At 44.1% G+C, this 14,256-nt stretch carries 17 protein-coding genes; 15 read left to right on the top strand and 2 right to left on the bottom strand.

The annotated features are described in order from the left end of the window. Positions 1 to 14 precede the first annotated feature (14 nt). A complete protein-coding gene (locus GZ22_RS08715) occupies positions 15 to 902 on the top strand; it encodes a patatin-like phospholipase family protein (RefSeq protein ID WP_038561250.1) in 888 nt (295 codons plus the stop codon). A 13-nt stretch (positions 903 to 915) separates the two neighbouring features. On the opposite strand, the gene GZ22_RS08710 is transcribed toward GZ22_RS08715, so the two are convergent. Both GZ22_RS08710 and GZ22_RS08705 read right to left on the bottom strand, forming a co-directional pair. Beyond that, positions 916 to 1,338: an SA1362 family protein gene (locus GZ22_RS08710; RefSeq protein WP_038561247.1), complete on the bottom strand. Its 423-nt coding sequence runs from the start codon at positions 1,336 to 1,338 to the stop codon at positions 916 to 918. A gap of 43 nt (positions 1,339 to 1,381) precedes the next feature. Continuing rightward, positions 1,382 to 2,326 carry a DUF1385 domain-containing protein gene (locus GZ22_RS08705; RefSeq protein WP_038561244.1) on the bottom strand — a complete coding sequence of 315 codons (945 nt, stop codon included), beginning with the start codon at positions 2,324 to 2,326 and terminating at the stop codon, positions 1,382 to 1,384. Between the two features lie 119 nt (positions 2,327 to 2,445). Here GZ22_RS08705 and GZ22_RS08700 point away from each other — a divergent pair, with 119 nt between their 5' ends. The 14 genes from GZ22_RS08700 to GZ22_RS08635 all read left to right on the top strand — a co-directional run bounded on the left by GZ22_RS08700 (position 2,446) and on the right by GZ22_RS08635 (position 14,181). Continuing rightward, a complete protein-coding gene (locus GZ22_RS08700) occupies positions 2,446 to 2,922 on the top strand; it encodes a YqhR family membrane protein (RefSeq protein ID WP_051748144.1) in 477 nt (158 codons plus the stop codon). A gap of 84 nt (positions 2,923 to 3,006) precedes the next feature. Further along, on the top strand, positions 3,007 to 3,435 hold the full coding sequence (gene aroQ, locus GZ22_RS08695) for a type II 3-dehydroquinate dehydratase (protein ID WP_093879611.1): 429 nt from the start codon (positions 3,007 to 3,009) through the stop codon (positions 3,433 to 3,435). An 18-nt stretch (positions 3,436 to 3,453) separates the two neighbouring features. Next, complete coding sequence (locus GZ22_RS08690) at positions 3,454 to 4,515, top strand: M24 family metallopeptidase (protein WP_038561234.1); 1,062 nt, start codon at positions 3,454 to 3,456, stop codon at positions 4,513 to 4,515. Positions 4,516 to 4,541: 26 nt separating this feature from the next. Next, a complete protein-coding gene (efp, locus tag GZ22_RS08685) occupies positions 4,542 to 5,099 on the top strand; it encodes an elongation factor P (protein ID WP_038561230.1) in 558 nt (185 codons plus the stop codon). A 120-nt stretch (positions 5,100 to 5,219) separates the two neighbouring features. Then, the gene (gene spoIIIAA / locus GZ22_RS08680; RefSeq protein ID WP_038561227.1) at positions 5,220 to 6,134 is read left to right on the top strand and encodes a stage III sporulation protein AA; all 915 of its coding nucleotides are present in this window, start codon (positions 5,220 to 5,222) and stop codon (positions 6,132 to 6,134) included. Beyond that, on the top strand, positions 6,131 to 6,643 hold the full coding sequence (gene spoIIIAB, locus GZ22_RS08675; RefSeq protein WP_038561224.1) for a stage III sporulation protein SpoIIIAB: 513 nt from the start codon (positions 6,131 to 6,133) through the stop codon (positions 6,641 to 6,643). The genes spoIIIAA and spoIIIAB overlap by 4 nt, the downstream gene beginning before the upstream one ends. Before the next feature lie 23 nt (positions 6,644 to 6,666). Beyond that, the gene (spoIIIAC, locus tag GZ22_RS08670) at positions 6,667 to 6,873 is read left to right on the top strand and encodes a stage III sporulation protein AC (protein ID WP_038561221.1); all 207 of its coding nucleotides are present in this window, start codon (positions 6,667 to 6,669) and stop codon (positions 6,871 to 6,873) included. A 4-nt stretch (positions 6,874 to 6,877) separates the two neighbouring features. Further along, positions 6,878 to 7,276: a stage III sporulation protein AD gene (gene spoIIIAD / locus GZ22_RS08665; RefSeq protein WP_245609722.1), complete on the top strand. Its 399-nt coding sequence runs from the start codon at positions 6,878 to 6,880 to the stop codon at positions 7,274 to 7,276. 13 nt (positions 7,277 to 7,289) lie between these two features. Continuing rightward, the gene (gene spoIIIAE, locus GZ22_RS08660) at positions 7,290 to 8,465 is read left to right on the top strand and encodes a stage III sporulation protein AE (RefSeq protein ID WP_084160698.1); all 1,176 of its coding nucleotides are present in this window, start codon (positions 7,290 to 7,292) and stop codon (positions 8,463 to 8,465) included. 11 nt (positions 8,466 to 8,476) lie between these two features. Further along, entirely contained in the window at positions 8,477 to 9,097 is a 621-nt protein-coding gene (spoIIIAF, locus tag GZ22_RS08655; protein WP_038561214.1) for a stage III sporulation protein AF, read from the top strand. Continuing rightward, complete coding sequence (gene spoIIIAG / locus GZ22_RS08650) at positions 9,094 to 9,735, top strand: stage III sporulation protein AG (RefSeq protein WP_038561211.1); 642 nt, start codon at positions 9,094 to 9,096, stop codon at positions 9,733 to 9,735. Before spoIIIAF ends, spoIIIAG begins: the two co-directional genes overlap by 4 nt. A 12-nt stretch (positions 9,736 to 9,747) precedes the next feature. Continuing rightward, positions 9,748 to 10,311 carry a SpoIIIAH-like family protein gene (locus GZ22_RS08645; RefSeq protein WP_038561207.1) on the top strand — a complete coding sequence of 188 codons (564 nt, stop codon included), beginning with the start codon at positions 9,748 to 9,750 and terminating at the stop codon, positions 10,309 to 10,311. A 343-nt stretch (positions 10,312 to 10,654) separates the two neighbouring features. Beyond that, entirely contained in the window at positions 10,655 to 12,361 is a 1,707-nt protein-coding gene (locus GZ22_RS08640; protein ID WP_038561205.1) for an ABC transporter ATP-binding protein, read from the top strand. Further along, on the top strand, positions 12,355 to 14,181 hold the full coding sequence (locus GZ22_RS08635) for an ABC transporter ATP-binding protein (protein WP_038561202.1): 1,827 nt from the start codon (positions 12,355 to 12,357) through the stop codon (positions 14,179 to 14,181). Before GZ22_RS08640 ends, GZ22_RS08635 begins: the two co-directional genes overlap by 7 nt. Positions 14,182 to 14,256 lie beyond the last annotated feature (75 nt).

The raw sequence follows: 14,256 nt of genomic DNA, 5'->3' as shown, positions 1-14,256 counted from the left end.
CATGGAGCGTGCTTATGAAAATAGACGGCGTTTTCTCAGGTGGCGGGGTGAAGGCTTTCGCATTCATCGGTGCTATTCAGGCTGTGGAGAAGGAAAAATATGAGTTTGAGAATGTAGCTGGTACCTCTGCTGGTGCCATTGTCGCTGGTTTGCTGGCAGCGGGATATACCGGAAAAGAAATGGAAGCATTACTACAGGAAACAGATATCAGTAAATTCACTGATCCTATCAAGCTAACGAGGTATATTCCTTTTGCCAACTGGCTGACGCTCTATTTTAAGATGGGTCTGTACAAGGGGAACGCGTTGGAACGCTGGCTTTATGAAGCATTGGCAAAAAAGCAGGTATATACCTTTCAAGATTTGAAGCCAAGAACACTGAAAGTGATTGCCGCAGATGTAACATTAGGACGCTTAATTGTATTTCCGGATGATTTGGCTGAGACATATGGAATCGATGGCGGAAGTTTTCCTGTGGCCAGAGCCATCAGGATGAGCGCGGGTATTCCGTACATATTTATGCCGGCCAAACTGCTATACAACAATCGGAAACGAAGCCTGCTATTGGATGGGGGGGTACTGAGCAACTTCCCGATTTGGACACTGGAGGGCGATGAACGTCTATTAAGACGCCCGATTTTAGGTATGAAGCTAAGTGAAGCAGTACAAAAAATCCCAGTTCAAAAAGTCCATCAATCTTTTGATCTTTTTTATGCGCTTTTCAAAACGATGAAGGTAGCGCATGATATGCGACATATAAATCAGGAAACAGCGAAGGATATCATCTTTATTCCTGTTGAAGATATCGGAATGGCCGACTTCAATATATCAGCTATGGAAAAGGAAAAGCTGATTACAGTCGGAAGAGAGAAAGCGGAGCACTTCCTGAAACGCTGGCCATAAAAAAAGTCGGGCATCAGATGCTCGACTTTTTCCTTTTCTGTTTATTTCCTTCAATGACACGAAGCTGTGGACCGCGAGACCGATCTTTAACCGTTCGTTTTTTTCTTGCAGCGGAAGCTTTCTTAATGTTAGCAGTTTGTTTTGCTGGTTTGTTGACAGGGCGGGCTTTTGGCTGCTTGTATTTCTGTTTGGATTGCTTTACTGCTTTCTTATATTTCTGCATATCGCCGTTGCTGCCACCCCCGGCTCCAGCAGTACGGCCGCGCAAGCGTGTAAGTATAAAATAAAGCAATGCACCGAAGAGAACGGCACCTCCGATCCAAACGAGCACATTTTGGAAGAGTGCTCCTGGATTTGTCACGAGCTGCATGCTGACACCAATAACAGCAAGACCAATCAAAACAAAGACGATGATGGAAGACCCAGATCTACGCAACCCATTTTCCTCCTTTCCATGCCTTGATGGTGACATGGTTTCTTTATCTTACTATCTTTATACCACTATTCACCTGCACAGAATCATTTTCTAGCACTTTTTTGAAAGAAGCCAGCGCAACTTCCACTTGATCATCTTTCGGCTCTTTAGTTGTGACTAGCTGCAGCCAAAGACCTGGATAACCGAGGAAGCGAAGAACAGGGATATCACGAACCTTGTTCGTCAGCTGAAGCACCTCAAAAGAAAGTCCGATGACAAGCGGCAGGAGCATGATGCGGTTCACCATACGCCACCATAACGGATCCGTTGCAACGAACATATACACAATCACGCCTACTATGACAGTGAACAGCATAAAGCTCGATCCGCATCGATAATGAAGCCGAGATTGTTTTTGAACATTCTCTACGGTAAGCGGCAGGCCATTTTCGTAACAGTTGATCACCTTATGTTCAGCGCCGTGATATTGGAACACCCGTCTGATCAATGGTGTCAGGGAAACGAGATAAACATATGCAAGAAGCAAGATAAGCTTCAGGAAACCTTCCAGTGCAACCTGTTCGAATCTGGAAGGAAGCCACTTGTCGAAGAAATCCGCGACGAGTGCAGGAGTTAGAGTGAAAATCAATTTCCCAAAAATAAAGGATAATACTCCAACAGCACCGATACCGATAATCATCGCCAGCTTTGATTTCTTCTCCTCTGGAACAATCTGTGCATCGTCTTCCGGATTGACCCCATAACGTTCTGAGGAAAAGTTTAGATGCTTTGTGCCATTAGCGCTGGCGTGTATGATTGCTGCGATCCCTCGCAGTATAGGTATTTTTTTCAGCTTGGATAATTTCGGATTGTCTTGGCGTTCGACGGTTAAGTAGTCAATGCTCTCGTCATTTCTGCGAACGGCAGTAACGAAGCTGTTTTTTCCCGCAAACATGACACCTTCGATGACGGCTTGACCGCCATAGGTATTGGTTTGTTTATCTGACATAATTTCACCAGCCTCGTTTCGATTTCCTTCTATTTTACTAAAAAAATACAGATAACACTAGATGGCATCTGTGATTAAAATCGCTCGGTTAAGGAATGCTACGTATTGAGGTGAGTTTTATGCAGCAAAATCGGAAAACCGCATCACGTTTTAATAGAAGTGCTGTTGTGACTGGGTTCGTCGGCGGTGTACTTTGGTCAGCAATCGCATTGGTAGCGCACTTCTTTCATTTCACCGACTTGTCTGTGGCTGATTTCGTCCTCCGTTCATGGGTTTGGATGCCTTGGGCCGAAACATGGGTGGCTGAACTGCTCAGCATTTTCATAGTCGGAATTCTATCCATATTAATCGCTTATTTGTATTTTCTGTTCTTGAAAAAACAGCAAGGAATCATTCCAAGCATAATTTTCGGTGTTGTGCTCTGGGTTCTTGTCCAATTAGTGCTGGCGCCGATTATCCACGGTGTAGATAGTGCATTCCAAGCAGACCGGAATGCAAATATCACGACAATGTGCTTGTATTTGCTTTATGCTGTATTTATCGGGTACAGCATCAGCTTTGAATACCAGCAAAGCCAAGCATACCAGGAAAATTAAGCATTTCGAATTTTCAATCACAAAGCCTCAGTCTTATGTTACACTATGTGAAAGTTAAAATAATGTAACCAAAGGATGAAGAACGTGAATCGCTTAATGTTGATCAATGGACCGAATTTAAATTTACTCGGAACGAGAGAACCTGGTATTTATGGCAGTCATACGCTGTCTGATGTAGTTGCTGAAGTTAAAAAGGTAACAGACAGTTTCGGATATGAGCTGGAGGATTTTCAGTCGAATCATGAGGGAGCTATGGTTGATAAGATTCAGGAGGCAGGCCGTACATGCAGCGGAATAATATTGAATGCTGCTGCTTATACGCATACTAGCATCGCGATTAGGGATGCGATTGCCAGTGTTCCAATTCCGGTTCTTGAAGTGCATATTTCGAATATTCATACCCGTGAGGAGTTCCGCCATCATTCGATGCTGGCATCCGTATGTAAGGGGCAGGTCGTTGGTCTGGGGATTAAAGGCTACCGATATGCAGCGTTAGCACTGCTGGAGAAATAAAGGGAGAGGAAGAAACAGATGGAGAAAATAGAGAAATTACGCGCTTTAATGGAAAAGAAAAACTTGGACGCATTCATCGTAACGAGTGCTCAGAACCGCCGATACATATCAGGTTTTACAGGAAGTGCGGGGCTGCTTATCATTACTAAATCTAAGCAGTTGTTCATCACTGATTTCCGTTATATTGAGCAAGCAACAGAACAAGCTCCTGATTTTGAAATCATTGAGCACAAACAGTCCATCATTCAGGAAGCGGCTGCACAGCTTCTTAAAGAAGGTGCTCAGCAAGCTGGATTCGAGCATGAGGATGTTACTTTTGCGCTGTACCAGCAGTTCCAGAATGCTGTACATGCAGATCTTATTCCTTCTTCTGGCCTGATTGAGGAATTACGTTTGATTAAATCAGAAGCAGAGCTTGCTATCATGAAGACAGCTGCCGAGATTGCTGATGCAGCATACACACATATCCTTACTTTCGTGAAGCCAGGTATGAAGGAAATCGAAGTTTCCAATGAGCTTGAGTTCTTTATGCGCAAGCAGGGCGCGACGCAGTCCAGTTTCGATACGATTGTCGCTTCCGGATACCGTTCTGCATTACCGCACGGTGTTGCTTCAGATAAAGAGATTCAGAAGGGCGAATTGGTTACACTTGATTATGGTGCCCTTTACAATGGATATTGCTCGGATATTACCCGAACTTTCGCGGTAGGCGAGATAAGTGACAAATTACGTGAGATTTATGATATAGTACTAGAGGCGAATCTTCGAGGAGTAGCAGGCGTGAAACCGGGTATTACTGGTAAAGAAGCCGATGCGCTCACACGAGACTATATATCTGAAAAAGGCTATGGCCAGTATTTCGGACATTCTACCGGCCATGGGCTAGGTATGGATGTACACGAATCACCAGCTCTATCCTTCCGCTCCGATACGGTATTGAAGCCGGGAATGGTCGTAACAGTAGAGCCGGGGATCTACATACCGGAAGTAGGCGGATGCCGAATTGAGGATGATCTTGTGCTGACAGCTGATGGCAGTGAACGCCTGACGTTCTCCACTAAAGATTTAATTACATTGTAACAGCCGTTTTTCGAAGGAGGAAAACAATGATTTCAGTAAACGATTTTCGTACGGGCCTTACAATCGAAGTAGACAATGGCCTTTGGCAGGTTATCGATTTCCAGCACGTAAAACCAGGTAAAGGTGCAGCATTCGTACGTTCTAAGCTGCGTAATTTACGTAACGGAAACATCCAGGAAAAAACATTCCGTGCCGGAGAGAAAGTTTCTCGTGCACATATTGAACATAAAACGATGCAATACCTTTATGCTTCAGGTGACACACATACTTTCATGGACACAGACACATACGATCAGCTGGAACTTCAGACAGCGCAGATCGAATACGAACTTAAATTCCTGAAAGAAAACATGGAAATCAGTGTTATGACTTTCGGCGGTGAAACACTAGGTGTTGATCTTCCGAATAACGTAGAACTGAAAGTAGTAGAAACAGAGCCAGGTATCAAAGGTGATACTGCGAGCGGCGGTACGAAACCAGCTATCGTAGAAACTGGTTTGAGTGTGCAAGTACCTTTCTTCATCAATGAAGGCGATGTACTGCTCGTAAGTACTTCTGACGGGAAATACGTTTCCCGCGCATAAGCTATCTAAAGAGTCTCTTCCCTATATGGGAAGGGGCTCTTTTTTTGTGCATAAACAAACCCGTGACACATACATTACAGTATGGACAACATGTCCAATCGAAGTTAGAGGTGAGCAAGGATGAAGGAAATCCAGAAATTGTTTCGAGCGCCTTTACAAGCACTATTGTCAGAAAAGGTAGGAGGACGATGGGATAAGCTGCAGGAAATTCGCTGTCGGACGAACCAGCAGCTTGAGCTTTGCTTCGATGACAGAACCGAGTGGATTGAAGCGTCGCTAATGGAGGTTGCGGATGCACGGTTTATGCTGAATCAATTGAGTGATTTTTCTTTATATGCACTTGAAAATGAATTGCGAGAAGGTTATATCACCATTGCAGGAGGGCATCGGGTAGGTTTGAGCGGACAAGTCAATACAGAGGGCGGTATCGTCAAAGCTCTCAAGCATATATCCTCCTTCAATATAAGAATTGCAAAGGCCAGACCTGGAGCAGCGAGTAGAATTATGTCTTCCTTGTACAAGCCTGACGGCACTTGCCGCCACACGCTCATCATAGGGCCGCCGAAGTCCGGTAAAACGACTATTCTTCGCGATATAGTTCGTTCGCTATCAACTGGCTGGCAGCAATATCAGGCGATAAAGACAGCAGTCGTTGACGAACGCTCTGAAATTGGAGGCAGTATTAATGGCATTCCGCAGCACGATCTTGGAAAAAGGACAGATATCATGGATGCCTGTCCAAAAGCAGAGGGATTGATGATGTTGATTCGATCGATGTCTCCTGACGTGATTGTGGCAGACGAGATAGGGAGCGAACGTGATGTCCAGGCGCTTCTGGAAGCCTTGCACGCAGGTGTGAAGATCGTCTGCAGTGTTCATGGAGACAGCTTAGATTCCATCCGTCATCGTCCTTCCTTAAGGCCCTTGTTTGAACAGAAAGTGTTTGAGCGTATCGTCATTTTAAAGAAGGGTATGGCGCCTGGCGTAGTACAAGCAGTATTGGAAACAGCCAGTCCAGCAGGTGCAAACGCATGAAGTGGGTAGGAGCGATACTTGTACTTATCGCCGCTACTTGGGTGGGTTTCGATTTGTCACGCAGACTGCAGCAGCGCCCAAAGCAAATCCGCCAATTGATCAGCAGTTTGCAAGTGATGGAGGCTGAAATCCTTTATAGTCAGACAAGCATTATTGAAACAAGCGATAATCTGGCCAAGCAAGTTCCACAGCCGGCAGCTGCTTTTTTTCAATCTCTATCAGATAAACTGCTGCTGCACCCGGTAGATTTGTATGATTGCTGGGAAGAGACGACAGAAGCTTGGATAGACACAACAGCGCTAAAGACTTCTGAAAAAGATGTGTGGCTGCAATTCGGCCGTACACTTGGTCAGCATGATTTTGAACAGCAGCAAAAGCACATCCAGCTGGCCAAAACCCACCTGGAACGTGAGCTCGAGGAATCAGAAGAAGCGAACCAGCGGTATGGAAAAATGATCCGCAACCTCGGATTCCTGACAGGTTTGCTGATTGTACTACTGCTTATCTGAACGAGGTAAGAAAGGAGTCCGCTATGCTCGGTGAAGCAATGATTCTATTTCAAATAGCAGGTATTGGGATGATTGTCGCAATCATTCATACTGTACTGAAGCAAATGGGGAAGGAAGAGATTGCACAATTTACAACACTGATGGGATTCATACTCGTACTGCTCATCGTCTTGGGCAAATTATCGGAACTGTTCCAGCAGATCAAGTCGGTGTTCTTATTCCAGGGATGAGGCGATAAAGATGGATATTATTATAATCGTATCCATTGGCATTGTAGCGAGTTTGCTTGCTTTGATTGTAAAAGAACAAAATTCATCCATTGCATTTTTTGTAGTAGTAGTGACAGGCATCATCATTTTCCTGTTCATCCTGCAAAAGATTACAGGCATCCTGCTTTTGATTGAGCAGCTAGGTGAACGGGCAAATGTGGAAGGACTTTATATAAAGACGATTTTGAAAATCATCGGCATTGCTTATATCACGGAATTTGGTGCGCATTTAACACGAGATGCCGGATTGTCAGCAATTGCTGCAAAAATAGAGCTTGCCGGAAAGATCATTATCATAACGGTGGCCATACCGATTCTGACAGCGGTCATCGAGACAATCATGAGTTTCATGCCGGGCGGATAAGGAGCTGGATACGTTGAAACGCTGCTTGGTAATTCTTTTAGCTTTGTTTGGTGTACTTGCAGCTCCAGCAGCTGCTTATGGAGAAACAGGTCAAGCAGAAGAACAGGAAGTTGCGGTCACAGCATTCGATAGCCTTCCGACAGAAGAACTCACTGAGTATTGGGAGCTTTTGTCTGATAAGTACGGTCAGTTTATTCCGGAACTAGAGAAAGGCTCTTTCGTTGATTTTATCAAGCAGCAAGGAGATATCTCCATCCAATCATGGCTGAAAGGGCTTTTTGAATATCTGTTGTATGAGCTGCTGCTAAATGGAAAGCTGCTTGGTATTTTGATACTTTTAACGCTTTTCAGCAGTATCCTGCAGACGATCCAAACTGCATTCAATAAAGGCTCGATAAGCAAAGTCGCTTATCTGATCGTATGTATGGTGCTTCTGACACTTCTTTTGAACAGTTTCCGTTTGTCGGTGAATTACGCAATGGAAGCTATCAACGGTATGAGTGATTTTATGCTGGCTTTGATTCCGCTGCTGCTCGGGTTGATGGCTTCATTTGGAAGTCTTTCTGCTGTCGCTTTCTTTCATCCGATCATCGTTTTCCTTATCCATGCCAGCGGTCTATTGATTGCTAAGGTAATTATCCCATTATTCCTCATGAGTGCTCTTTTGCATCTTGTCAGTACAATCAATAAAGAATATCCAGTCACTCAGCTTGCTGACTTATTGAAAAACATAGGGCTATGGCTGTTGGGAATATTCTTTTCTGTCTTTCTTGGAGTCATCTCCGTACAGGGTGCCGTTTCAGCTGTTCAGGATGGTGTAGCGATGAAGACAGCTAAATTCGTTACTGGAAACTTCATACCCGTCATTGGCCGGATGTTTACTGATGCCACTGATACTGTGCTTAGTGCTTCGCTTCTTCTGAAGAATGCAATCGGAATTGTCGGGGTGCTGATTGTCTTAGCGATCTCCTTATTCCCTGCAATAAAGATTCTTGCTATCGCACTTATCTACAAAATTGCCGCAGCCTTGCTGCAGCCACTAGGCGATGGTCCAATCATCAAATCGATGCAAGTGATGAGTAAATATATCCTTTATATTTTCGCTTGCTTGCTCGTTGTTGCGTTCATGTTCTTCATTGCTATTGTGATCATTGTCGCTTCGAGCAACGTTACATTAATGCTGAGATAGGAGCTGATCACTTGGAAGCATTGCAATCATGGGTGATGCAGATCATTCTGTTCATCCTTCTCGCTTTTGTACTCGATATGGTTTTGCCCGACACCGATATACGTAAATACGTGAAGCTGGTCATGGGGCTCATGCTGCTTCTGTTATTCCTCAAGCCAGTATTCGCCTTATTCCAGGTCGATTCAACGAGAGCAGTGCAAGAAGCAATGGAAGGATTTGCTGCCCTTACAGATGCTCCTTCGATAGAAAATTCAATAGAAGAGAAGAAAAGTGAAATAGATTCCGTACAGCGCGCATATATTGAGGAACAGATGGCTGTCCAATTGAAGGACCAAGCAAATCCAACGCTGCAAGAGAAGTTTCATATGCAGATTACTGACATCGCAGTGGCCTTTAAGGAGGGAGAGGATGAGGAAACGACCGAAGCAATCGATTCCATCCAAGTGAAGGTGCAAAGTACCGACCAGGGATTACCGGAAGGAGAAGTCAGCGACGTCGTCATCGACAGTTCCCGTCCAATTGAAGCAAATGAACAGACCGAGGACATGGAGAGAGTGAAATCCTATCTGACCGAAATCTGGGAGCTTGAGGATCTGCCGCTTGAGGTCACCCAAAAAGGGGGGACAGGATGAAAAAGTTATTAGACAAGCTTTCCGAACAGTGGAAGCTGAAAGATTCTCAGAATAAGAAACCGACAAAGCTTGGATATTTGGTAATTGTCGGCCTGCTAGGTGCCTTACTTCTACTTGTAAGCGGCTTATTCACAGAACAGAAGGAGCCAGATAGACAAAACACCCAGCAGACTCAAAATTCAACAGCAGCAGAAACAGAAGAGACTTTCGCCAAGAAAGAAAACGACGCTTCTTCTTCCACTACAGATTTGGAAGCAGCATATGAGCAAGACCTAGTTGGCTTGCTGGAAAAAATCAAAGGTGTTTCCGAGGTGGAAGTAATGGTCAATCTGAACAGCACCCACCAGAAAATCTATGAAAAGAATCTGATCATCGGCCAGCAAACATCTGAAGAAACCGACCAAAACGGTGGAGAGCGGGTGGTGGAAGATGAAAATGAGGAGCAGCAAGTTGTTCTTGTCAGACAAGGAGATCAAGAAGTACCGCTGCTGGTAGAAACAAGAAAGCCAGAAGTGAGAGGGGTGCTTGTTGTTGCAAAAGGTGCAGAACAAGCAACGGTTCAGGAATGGGTTGTACAGGCAGTATCACGAGTCCTGGATGTACCGACACATCGAATTTCGGTTATGCCGAAAAATTAAGGGGGAATTGGGATGTTGAAGAAACAAACAGTATGGCTATTGACGATGCTGAGCTTGCTAATCGTATTGAGTGTTTATTATATGACTTCTCCAAACGGTGACGAACTAGCTTTTATCAATGACAAAGCGGATGAAAATGGGACAAGTACAACAGCTGGCGACTCCGGTGAAACCGAGTCTAAAGAAGAAGGAGAAGCAGATGTAACGACTGAACCTGCTAATGTCGATGAGCTATTTGCCAGCATCCGGATGCAAACGATGGATCAGCGAAGCGAAGCAAAAACCAGACTTGAAGAAATTGTTGCCAACTCCTCTACAAGCACAGAAGAAAAGAATGATGCCGTCAGCCAAATTGAGTTAATGGAGCAGTTCGCATCGAAAGAATCCATTCTGGAAGAATCAATCATCGCAGAAAAGGGCTATGAGGAAGTGCTTGTCCGAGCAGAAGATGGACATGTGCAAATTACTGTTAAAGCGGATAAAATGACGGCTCAAGAAGCCAACAGCATCATGCAGATGGCTGCTGATGAATTCACCGGTGCCAACGTTGATGTAAAATACATTCCGCAGAAATAAGATCTTGGCCAAACAAAAATCCGAACGATGCAAATTTCTTAGTGAATTTGCTTAGGTTCGGTTTTTTGTATTTTAAATGAGAATAAGAATTCCGCTCCGAGAGAATACTTCGCTTTCGGTTGGCACGGACTAGTTCTGTTTTCGTCTCGTATATGAAAGAGATGTTAGTAAAGGTACACAAGCGCAGTGCCGGAGCGGCAATTAGAACTTCGAATCTATAAATCAGTTATGTGTCAGTACCTTTTTCAATGAGAGGGTGTTTAGTACGATTTTGTTTGAAGTGGTGGTATGCTAGGGTATGATTAGCAGCAGGCTATACATAAGCAGGGAGAAGGCGTAAGCAGTGAAGACAGTATTCAGTTATCTTAAACCTTATTGGCTCATAATCGTAACTTCATTGATTTTTATCATGATGGAGCTTTCCGTTGAACTTGTGCAGCCATTTCTTTTGCAAAAACTTATTGATGACGGAATTGCTGCAGGTAATAATGAGCTTGTTATCGAGCTCGGCTTGGGGATGGTAGCAATTGCGATTATCGGCTTCGGAGCCGGAATCATCAATATCTTCTTTGCCGATCATCTTGGTCAAAGTGTTGGAAAAGAGCTGCGGGATCAAATGTATGAAAAGGTTCAGCAGGCTGAGCTTCAAGATATCCAGCGCTTTGGTACGAGTACACTTTTAACCAGACTGACAAATGATGTGAATCAAATTCAGTTGACACTTGTCATGTTCTTTCGTTTCATGATTAGGGCTCCTTTCCTGATTATCGGCGGAACTGTCATGGCTTTTGTAGTGAATGCACGGATTGCACTTATCTTATTGATCGTCATTCCTATACTGTTGATTTTCCTTCGTTTCATCATGAAAAGGAGTATCCGTTATTTCGGAACTGTGCAGCGCAGTGTGGATAAAGTTAACCATGTGATGAGGGAGAATCTTGTCGGACTCCGACTTATCAGGATATTCGTCCGAGAGCAGCATGAACAGAAGCGCTTTGAGCAGACCAGCAATGAGCTGCGTCAAAATATGCTGAAAGCATTTCGATATACAGAATTATCTGTACCTCTGCTCACTTTGGTAATGAATATTGCTATTCTGGCTATTTTATATATTGGTGGAATACAGCAGCAGACGAATGTCGGAGATATAGTCGCAATCGTTAACTATGCAACACGAATTACGGGTGCATTGAGTGTTGTCGGCATGCTGATCACGTTTTATGCGCGAGCGAAAGCATCCAGTACTAGAATTGCTGATGTTCTGGAGCTAGATACTCCTGCAGATGATGGTGAAACAACATCAGAAACTTTCCGCGGAAAAATAGACTTGGATCAGGTAACTTACCGATACCCAAATGGTAAATTACCAGTCATTGAAGAGTTTACGATGGAAATAGAATCGGGAGAACGTGTTGCCATATTAGGGGAAACAGGTTCTGGTAAGTCAACTTTGTTACATCTTATGATTGGCTTATATGAACCTGATAAAGGTCAAGTATTGGCAGATGATATGCCATTATCAAGTCTGGACAGCAAATCTTTTCGCCGACAAGTCGGATTTGTATCTCAGGATGTGCAGTTGTTTTCCGGTACAATCCGTGAGAATATCGCCTGGGGCGTACCGGATGCGAGTGATGAAGCAATTATTCGTGCTGCAAAGGATGCACAAATCTATGACACGATTAGCAAATTGCCAGATAAGCTTGATACAAAACTTGGTCAAAATGGGATCAATCTTTCAGGCGGTCAAAAACAACGGCTGACGATTGCAAGAGCATTGCTGCTAGAGCCATCACTTTTGCTCTTAGATGATAGTACAAGTGCACTGGATTTACAGACAGAACGAAAACTATTGGAGGCGCTCAAGCGGTATGAGTGTACGACAGTGCTTGTCACACAGAAACTTAGTACGGCAATGCAATGTGATCGAATTTTAATCATAGAAGAAGGAAAACGGACTGCATATGGTACAGCAGATGAGCTTCTGGAGCAATCAGAGCTGTTCCGTGCGATTCAGGCTTCTCAAGCGCAGAGGGAGGCGACATCATGAAAAAGTTATCCGATGCGTTCCGATATAAACGGCCGGCATATACGACAAATGCCAGTAAGCAGAAAGCAAAAGTAGAAAATCCTAAAGGCACGCTACTAAGGATTTGGCATTACATGCTTCTCGAAAGAAGACTTCTTTTCAGTACGCTAGGTATGATTATCGTGAGCTCTATACTAGCGTTGGTGGGTCCTGTCATTCTTGGACATATCGTTGACCGGTTTGTAAGTGGGGAGTATACGGCAGGATATCTTCTGCAGCAATTAAGCTGGCTGCTGCTAATCTATTCAGCTGTTGCTGTAATGACTTTTCTGCAAGGATATTGGATGATCACTATCTCGCAAACAGCTGTGTATTCAATCAGGAAAGATCTATTTGTTCATCTGCAGAAATTGAAGCTTGCTTTCTTCGATAAGCGGCAGCATGGAGAGCTAATGAGTCGGATGACGAATGATGTGGATAATATTTCAACAACGCTCAATACGTCTATGGTTCAGATTGTTTCCAGCATCATCACCTTTATCGGCATACTGGCTGTCATGGTTATACTTAGTCCGATACTTACAATTATCACATTGCTGGTTGTGCCGATCATGTTCATAGGCATCAAATGGATCACCAACCGTACTAGGCATGCTTTCAGAACACAGCAGCAAGCTGTCAGCAAGGTGAACGGTTATGCCGAGGAAAGCATATCCGGCCAAGCAGTCATAAAAGCATATGCCCAAGAAAGCAAAGTTATCGGTACCTTCCGTGACAAGACAGAGGAGCTACAGCATGCAGGTTTCTGGGCTCAAACTTTTTCCGGTTTCATTCCCAAATGGATGAACATGCTAAATAACATCAGTTTCGCGGTCATTGCCGGCGTTGGCGCTCTCTTAATCGGGTATGGACGTGCGGGTATAACAGTTGGTACGATTGTAATATTCCTGGAATACTCAAGACAGTTTACACGTCCACTGAATGATCTGGCAAACCAATTTAACTCCTTATTCTCTGCACTTGCCGGAGCAGAGCGCGTTTTTGGAATTCTGGACGAGCAGGAAGAACACCAAGAGACGGCGAAAGAAACAATATCAAAACTTCGTGGAGACATACACTTTGAGAATGTCACATTCACTTATGAAGGTGAACCGGCTCTGAAGGATATTAGTTTCTCTGTTCAATCAGGACAAATGGCTGCTTTTGTAGGCCCGACTGGATCTGGTAAAACTACGATCATGAATCTGATCGCCGGTTTCTATCAGCCTGATCAAGGCCAAGTAACAATCGATGATATGGCGCTTCCTGAGCTCGATTTAAGCAGCTATCGCAATCGAATCGGGGTTGTGCTACAGCAGGATTTCCTTTTCAAAGGTACAATCTTGGAGAACATCCGCTATGGCAAATTGGATGCTACCGATGACCAAGTTAAAGAAGCGGCCAAAGCGGCCAACGCTCACCGTTTCATCACCAGGCTGCCTGATGGATATGAAACGATAGTCGGACAGGATGGCGGCGGTCTTAGTCATGGACAACGGCAATTGCTGTCTATCGCCAAAGCATTGTTAAAAGATCCGGACATCCTCTTGCTGGATGAAGCTACATCCAGCATTGATACGATTACTGAACTTAGAATCCAGGAAGCAATGAAAGTATTGATGGAGGGGCGTACAAGTATTGTAGTGGCGCATCGCCTCAATACGATAGAACAGGCTGATAAGATATTTGTTCTACAGGATGGCGAAATAAAAGAACAAGGAAGTCATCATAAGTTGATAGAGCAAAAAGGCTTCTATTATGCACTACAGAACGAGAAAAAGCAGCATAGTTCGACCAGCTGATGCTTACTGTTAATCGTTAGGTGTTGCGATTTTTTTAACGTTTGCGTAAAATATGTTAGTGATTAAATCTGTAGG

The organism is Terribacillus saccharophilus (assembly GCF_000725365.1).
GTDB lineage: Bacteria > Bacillota > Bacilli > Bacillales > Amphibacillaceae > Terribacillus > Terribacillus saccharophilus.
Note: the sequence above shows the minus strand (reverse complement) of the source record. Positions and strands in the feature narration are given on the sequence as shown.